The organism is Draconibacterium sp. (assembly GCF_041583095.1).
Taxonomy (GTDB): Bacteria; Bacteroidota; Bacteroidia; order Bacteroidales; family Prolixibacteraceae; genus Draconibacterium.
Genome location: NZ_JBFHGM010000248.1, coordinates 1 through 7,557, shown reverse-complemented (window position 1 = coordinate 7,557; position 7,557 = coordinate 1). Strand labels below are relative to the sequence as shown.

Annotated in this window: 6 protein-coding genes and 1 pseudogene; 1 reads left to right on the top strand and 6 read right to left on the bottom strand. The window is 40.8% G+C overall.

Annotated elements, in window-relative coordinates; translation table 11 throughout:
* Window positions 1-52: 52 nt before the first annotated feature.
* Both sufC and sufB read right to left on the bottom strand, forming a co-directional pair.
* Complete coding sequence (sufC, locus tag ABZB17_RS17985; RefSeq protein WP_372652188.1) at window positions 53-805, bottom strand: Fe-S cluster assembly ATPase SufC; 753 nt, start codon at window positions 803-805, stop codon at window positions 53-55.
* Window positions 806-868: 63 nt separating this feature from the next.
* On the bottom strand, window positions 869-2,314 hold the full coding sequence (gene sufB, locus ABZB17_RS17980) for a Fe-S cluster assembly protein SufB (RefSeq protein ID WP_372652186.1): 1,446 nt from the start codon (window positions 2,312-2,314) through the stop codon (window positions 869-871).
* Between the two features lie 268 nt (window positions 2,315-2,582).
* Here sufB and thiL point away from each other — a divergent pair, with 268 nt between their 5' ends.
* Window positions 2,583-3,620, top strand: coding sequence for a thiamine-phosphate kinase (gene thiL / locus ABZB17_RS17975; RefSeq protein WP_372652184.1), 1,038 nt, complete (start codon window positions 2,583-2,585; stop codon window positions 3,618-3,620).
* A gap of 78 nt (window positions 3,621-3,698) precedes the next feature.
* Here the strand turns inward: thiL and lpxA are convergent, their stop codons facing one another.
* The 4 genes and pseudogenes from lpxA to ABZB17_RS17955 form a co-directional block, all read right to left on the bottom strand.
* Window positions 3,699-4,481, bottom strand: a complete 783-nt coding sequence (gene lpxA / locus ABZB17_RS17970; protein ID WP_045031837.1) for an acyl-ACP--UDP-N-acetylglucosamine O-acyltransferase — start codon at window positions 4,479-4,481, stop codon at window positions 3,699-3,701.
* A 28-nt stretch (window positions 4,482-4,509) separates the two neighbouring features.
* A complete protein-coding gene (locus ABZB17_RS17965; protein ID WP_372652182.1) occupies window positions 4,510-5,889 on the bottom strand; it encodes a bifunctional UDP-3-O-[3-hydroxymyristoyl] N-acetylglucosamine deacetylase/3-hydroxyacyl-ACP dehydratase in 1,380 nt (459 codons plus the stop codon).
* An 18-nt stretch (window positions 5,890-5,907) separates the two neighbouring features.
* Window positions 5,908-6,945 (bottom strand): UDP-3-O-(3-hydroxymyristoyl)glucosamine N-acyltransferase, encoded by a 1,038-nt coding sequence (gene lpxD, locus ABZB17_RS17960; protein WP_303921055.1) that lies wholly within the window; start codon window positions 6,943-6,945, stop codon window positions 5,908-5,910.
* 36 nt (window positions 6,946-6,981) lie between these two features.
* Window positions 6,982-7,557: pseudogene (locus tag ABZB17_RS17955) on the bottom strand (phosphohydrolase); the annotation flags it as partial.

Sequence of the window (7,557 nt, the reverse complement as noted above, 5' to 3'; positions counted from 1 at the left end):
ATGGGCAGTGTATTTTAACGACAAATCTGCTTGATCTAATAAAACACTCATTTTAACCTGCAATTTCTGTTTTAATCCAATCGTATCCTTTTTCTTCCAACTCAAGTGCCAGTTCTTTTCCGGCTGTTTTTACAATTTTTCCCTGGTAAAGAATATGTACATAATCGGGTACAATATAATCGAGCAGGCGCTGGTAGTGAGTTACTACAATTGTCGACCTTTCAGGCGATTTTAGCGCGTTAACTCCGTTGGCTACTGTTTTTAATGCATCGATATCAAGTCCTGAATCGGTTTCGTCAAGAATTGCCAATTTCGGCTCAAGTAGTGCCATCTGGAAAATCTCGTTTTTCTTTTTCTCACCACCCGAGAATCCTTCGTTAACCATGCGGTTGGTTAATTTGGTATGCATGTCAACCAAATCCATTTTCTCACGCATCAATTTCAGGAATTCGCCTGCAGTAAGTTCTTTTAATCCTTTGTGCTTCCGGTGTTCGTTTACTGAAGTTTTCAGGAAGTTCACCATTGGTACGCCCGGAATTTCAACGGGATACTGGAAACTTAAAAAGATACCATCTTTAGCACGTTCTTCAGGAGATTTATCAAGAAGATCTTCTCCTTCATAAATAACTTCTCCGCGTGTAACTTCATATTCTTCTTTTCCGGCAAGCACGTTTGCAAGGGTACTTTTCCCTGAACCGTTAGGTCCCATAATAGCGTGAACTTCGCCGGGTTTAACTTCAAGATTGATTCCTTTCAGGATTTCCATTCCTTCAACGGAAGCATATAAATCTTTAATTTTTAACATCTTTAATCCTATACTGTTGCGGGAAAGAGCTTGAACTCTTGCCCTGAGTTATTTAAAATTTGTTTATCCTACACTACCTTCAAGGCTGATTTGCAGAAGCTTTTGGGCTTCAACAGCAAACTCCATCGGAAGTTTATTCAGCACTTCTTTTGCGTAACCGTTCACAATCATTCCAATTGCAGTTTCCGTATCGATTCCACGCTGGTTGCAGTAAAAAATCTGGTCTTCACCAATTTTCGATGTTGTTGCCTCGTGTTCAACAACCGACGATTTATTTCCAACCTCAATGTATGGGAAAGTGTGTGCACCACAAGTATCGTTCAACAACAATGAATCACATTGCGAGAAATTTCGCGAATTGGTGGCCTTTGGCATTACTTTTACCAAACCACGGTACGAGTTCTCACTTTTTCCGGCCGAAATACCTTTCGATACAATTGTTGATTTGGTATTGCGTCCGATGTGGATCATTTTCGATCCGGTATCGGCCTGCTGATGATTGTTGGTAACTGCCACTGAGTTGAATTCACCGATCGAATTATCGCCCATCAAAATACAACTTGGGTATTTCCAGGTAATTGCTGAACCGGTTTCCACCTGTGTCCAGCTAATTTTTGACGAAACACCGCGGCAAATGCCACGTTTTGTTACGAAGTTGTAAATACCGCCTTTTCCGTTTTTATCGCCGGGGTACCAGTTCTGTACGGTTGAATATTTTACTTCAGCCCGATCGAGTGCAATAATTTCTACAACTGCTGCGTGCAGCTGGTTTTCATCGCGCATCGGTGCAGTACAACCTTCAAGGTAGCTTACGTAACTATCGTCGTCGGCCACAATAAGTGTACGCTCAAACTGCCCTGTGTTGGCTGCGTTTATCCTGAAATAAGTAGATAATTCCATCGGGCAACGAACACCTTTGGGAATATAGCAGAACGAACCATCGCTAAACACGGCTGAATTCAATGCTGCAAAATAGTTGTCGGCAACAGGTACGGCCTGTCCCAGGTATTTTTTTATCAAATCAGGGTGTTCTTTCACTGCTTCCGAGAACGAACAGAATATAATTCCTTTTTCAGCTAAACTTTCTTTAAAAGTTGTTTTTACAGAAACCGAGTCGATTACTGCGTCAACGGCAACTCCTGCCAAATGTTTTTGCTCTTCCAGCGGAATACCCAGTTTGTTAAAGGTGTCAATCAGTTCCGGATCAACCTCGTCCAGACTTTCATATTTTGGGCCTTTTTTAGGGGCCGCGTAGTAACTTATTGCCTGAAAATCGATGGGCGGAACTTTTAAATAGGCCCAGTTTGGCATTTTCATTTTCAGCCATTTTCGATAAGCTTCCAACCTGAAATTCAACATGAACTCCGGTTCTTCCTTTTTGGCAGATATCAAACGAATCACGTCTTCGTTAAGGCCTTTGTCGATAATATCAGTTTCAATGTTGGTGATAAAACCGTATTTGTATTCGCCTTGCGTTACGTCATTCAATATTTTATCTTGTTCTTCCATTTTCTGACTCTCTTTCTCTCTCTTGAGTGATTAAAAAATTTGCGTCTCCTTTAAAACTTGCTACTCAACTAATTTTGGCTGCGGAATCTTTTTGATGGCTTTCTACCCATGCAATTCCCCAGGTTTAATGCAATAAATAACAGCAATTTCGATTAAATAACAACGCTTTTTTGTTCCTGTTCACGCATAAATTGCAAAGATATAAAACTATAGGTACTTTTGCAGGTGAAAAGTGTACAAAAACAGATTAAAAGGTCTTTTATTAACAATGAATAAAGAAAGAAAACAAACGAATATTTCAGAACTGGGAGAGTTTGGTTTAATCGACCGGTTAACGAAAGCAGTAACCATAAAAAACGAGAGTACGGTTAAAGGAATTGGCGATGATGCCGCGATTCTTGATTTTAAGAATAAACAAGTGGTTGTTTCATCCGATCTGTTAACCGAAGGAATTCATTTTAACCTGATGTATGTTCCGCTAAAGCACCTTGGTTACAAGGCGGTAGTTGTAAATTTGTCGGACATTTATGCCATGAATGCCATACCGAAACAGGTGACGGTAAGTATGGCGGTTTCCGGAAAATTTTCGGTGGAAGCTTTAGAGGAATTGTACGAAGGAATTCGCCTGGCTTGCGAGCAGTATAATGTTGATTTGGTGGGTGGCGATACAACCAGTTCGTTAACCGGATTAACACTTAGTATTACTGCCATTGGCGAAGCTGAAAAGGATGATATTGTGATGCGAAGCGGTGCAAAACCAAACGACATCTTATGTGTGTCGGGCGATTTGGGTGGCGCTTACATGGGACTTCAGTTGCTTGAGCGCGAAAATGAAGTTTTTAAGGTGAACGAGAACATGCAGCCCAAACTGGATGGTTACGATTATATTCTGGAGCGTCAGTTAAAACCGGAGGCCAGGGGAGATATTATTGCGGCATTTAAACGACTGGGAATAAAACCTACGTCGATGATTGATATTTCAGATGGTTTGTCGTCGGAAATTATGCATTTGTGCAAAAACTCGGGTGTTGGTTGTAGTCTGTTTGAAGATAAAGTACCGATGGATTACCAAACCAAACAAATGGCAGAGGAGTTAAATATTAATCCTCTGGTGGCAGCTTTAAACGGTGGTGAAGATTATGAGTTGTTGTTTACTCTGCCGTTGGACGATTACGAGAAAATAAAGAATGATCCTGATTTTACGGTTATCGGTCATATGACAGAGGCGGGTGAAGGAGTTAATCTGCAAACAACAGGAGGCTCGTCTATTCCGCTGGAGGCGCAGGGGTGGAATCATGGGAAATAATTTGAAATTAGCACATATAAAAAATGCCATCCGTCAACCGACGGATGGCATTTTTTGTTTAATATTTTTTGTTGGTAATTAATCCGGGAAATAACCACGGATAATACCACGTTTCGAGTCTTTTACAAAAAGTAAAACTTCGTCGCGCTCAGGTGTTGCCGGCATTTCTGCTTCAATAATTTCAACAGCCTGTGCAGTGTTCAACCCTTTTTGGTAAATGTAACGGTAAATGTCCTGTACTTCACGAATTTTGTCGTTGTTGTACTGACGGCGACGTAAACCAATAGAGTTAATACCAACATAAGAAAGTGGTTCGCGACCTGCTTTAATAAATGGAGGAACATCTTTACGAACCAACGAACCACCCGAAATCATAACGTGCGATCCGATTCGTACAAACTGGTGAACGGCAGACATACCACCAAGGATGGCCCAGTCGTCAACCTGAACCTCGCCGGCCAATTGTACATTGTTCACCAGGATAATGTTGTTACCAACTTTACAATCGTGAGCAACGTGTACGTATGCCATTAAAAGGTTGTTGTTCCCAATTACAGTTTTGCCTTTTGCCGAGGTACCTCTGTTAATGGTCACAAACTCGCGAATGGTGTTGTTGTCGCCAATTTCAACGGTTGAATATTCACCCTGGAATTTTAAGTCCTGAGGAGCGGCACCAATTACAGCACCCGGAAAAATCTTACAATTTTTTCCAATTCGCGTTCCGGGTAAAATCGTTACGCTTGAACCAATTCTTGTCCCTTCACCGATTACAACATCATGGTCAATTGAAACAAAAGGTTCGATAACTACATTATCGGCAACTTTTGCATCGGGATGGACATAGGCTAATGGTTGTTTCATGTTATACTTTTTAACTGTCTTTATTTATCTACTTTTTTACAATCTGTGCCATAAATTCACCTTCGGCAACAATTTTATCACCAACATAGGTTGTTCCTTTCATGTTGGCAATTCCTCTTCTAATCGGCGAAGTTAATTTTAATTTGAAAATCAGCGTGTCGCCCGGAACTACTTTTTTTCTGAATTTAACATTATCAATCCGAATAAAGTAGGTCGCAAATTGTCCTTCCTGTTTATTGAGTACCAATAATCCGCCGCATTGAGCCATGGCTTCAACCAGTAAAACTCCCGGCATCACCGGTTCGTCGGGGAAGTGTCCCTGGAAGAAGGGCTCGTTTACCGTAACGTTTTTAACACCAACAATTTCGTCTTCGTGAATACAAACTACTTTGTCAACAAGTAAAAACGGGTAACGGTGCGGAAGTAATTCTTTTATCCGGTTAACGTCCATTAATGGCTCGTCGTTTGGATTACATTTTGGGGCTGCATCAGCTTCCTTACGCAATTGCTTTTTCAGGGTTGCTGCAAACATGGTGTTTGGCCCGTGCCCTGGTTTCGAAGCGATAATCCTTCCTTTAATGCGCTTGCCCAGTAAAGCCAGATCACCAATTACATCCAGTAATTTGTGGCGGGCACATTCGTTGTCGAAATGCAAATCGAGGTTATTTAAAATACCCTGAGGTTTTACTTCAACGCGTGGATGATTTGTTAGATCGGCCAAACGGTCGAGTTCTTCCTGGCTGATCTCTTTATCGATAATTACAATTGCATTATTCAGGTCGCCACCTTTAATAAGGTTGTGGCTCAGCAAAAATTCAATTTCGCGAAGGAAAACAAACGTTCTGCATTCGGCAATCTCAGTCTTGAAATCCTTGATCGACTCAAGCGTAGCATATTGATTGTTCAGCACTGCCGACGGAAACGAAATCATTACATTCAAACTGTAATCGTTGTCGGGTAGCGCAATAATGTGCGAGCCTGATTTCTCGTCGAACATTTCAATTTTTTCGCTGATCTCAAAATAATCGCGTTCAGCTTCCTGTTCAACAACGCCCGCTTTCTCAATGGCTTCAACAAAATATTTCGAGCTTCCGTCGATAATCGGAGCTTCTTCGTTATTTACTTCAATAAGAACATTGTCGAGATCCATTCCCACCAATGCGGCAAGTGCATGTTCGATTGTTCCTATGCGTGCACCGTCTTTTTCAAGCAGTGTTCCACGCGATGTGTCGATTACCAGGTCTACATCAGCGTCAATAATAGGCTGGTGTTCCAGGTCAACACGTTTAAATTTAAAGCCATGGTTCTCCGGTGCAGGTAAAAAATTCATTGTTACATTAACACCGGTATGCAAGCCTTTCCCCTCAATCTTAAAAGAGTTTTCTAATGTCTTTTGTTTTACAACCATTGAAAAGTGAAATATTTCTTAATTTTTTTTGTCTGTATTGATTGTCTTCTTCAATTGAAGCACATCGCGGCGAATTTCCGGAAGGTCCTTCAGAAGAACATAGGCGCGCATGGCCGTTTTGATTTCGATGGCCGGAGAGCCAAGAAGTGTTTGATTGCTTTTTAGGTTTGAAACAACGCCCGATTGAGCACCAAGCGTAACATTGTCGCCAACAGTAATGTGTCCACCTAAACCAACCTGGCCGCCAAACATACAGTTTTTACCAATTTTGGCCGAGCCAGAAATACCGGTTTGAGCCGCCATAACAGTGTTGTCGCCAACTTCAACGTTATGGGCTATTTGAATAAGGTTGTCGAGTTTTACACCTTTTCTGATAATGGTTGATTCCATTGTGCCACAGTCGATAGTGGTGTTGGCACCAATTTCAACATCGTCTTCCAGCACGGCATTCCCAATCTGATGAACCTTTTTGTAAGTGCCGTCTGCCTGAGGTGCAAAACCAAAACCATCGGCTCCGATTACTGCTCCTGAGTGAATGATACAACGGTTTCCGATAACACAGTCGTCGTAAATTTTTGCGCCCGGGTAAAGAATACAGTCATCACCAATTTTAACATTGTCGCCAACATGTACCTGCGGGTATATTTTTACATTATTCCCGATTTTGGCATTGTTGCCGATGTATGCAAAGGCTCCAACGTAACCGTCATCGCCACGAGTTGCACTTTCTGCAATGTAGCAAGGTTGCTCAATTCCCTGTTTCATACTGGCTTTCGCCTGCACATACAAATCAAGTAACGACGCAAATGCCTGGTAGGCATCGTCAACTTTTATCAAAGTAGCCGAAATTTCCTCTTTTGGAGTAAAACTTTTATTAACCAATACCACCGAGGCTTTGGTCTCGTAAATGTAGTTCTCGTATTTTGGATTGGCAAGGAAAGCCAAAGTGCCTGGTTTTCCGTCCTCTATCTTTGAAACATTTGATACTTTCGCATCACCATCACCAACAATTTCTCCATTCAAAAAAGAGGCGATATCCGTAGCTTTAAAATCCATTATCTGTTTTTTTGGCGATGCAAATATAGGTTTTAACTAGTAAATGTCCAATTCTTTAGGATAACACACAAAATACTTCTTTACAGTTTTACTAAGTGCAGTCAAATTTATATCCGATGCATCGTTAATTTCTTTTATGCTTTCGTCTTTATTTAGTACAAATATATTTTCGTCGTGTTTATTATATGCGCTATTTGTGATTACTCCTGTCATTAAAAAATATTTTGCCATTTCTGCATCCGGAATTATATGTTCGGTAATTTTCTTTAAGTATTTTGCTTTGGCTTTTTCCGAAAGTGGTTTGTCATGCAGTTGTGTTCGAAGCAGTTTTCGGTTGTTTAAAGAACTGGCCAGTTTCGAAAGTACTGGGTCGGCATGGTTTTGCCATTCTTTAATTGAAATAAGAATGTCGTTATCGTCTAAAAGTGTATACCAGGTTAAAACATTTTTCCCATTTATCTCAATATTGTTTTTAAAATCTTCAGTTTTGATTTCTTCTTCCAGAAATATTTTTAATGTGGGTGTTGAATAGAGTTTTTCGCCGGCCGCGATTAACTCTTTTGCACGCTTTAGTACATTTATTAATAAAAATTCGGCAGCAACAACAGTTTT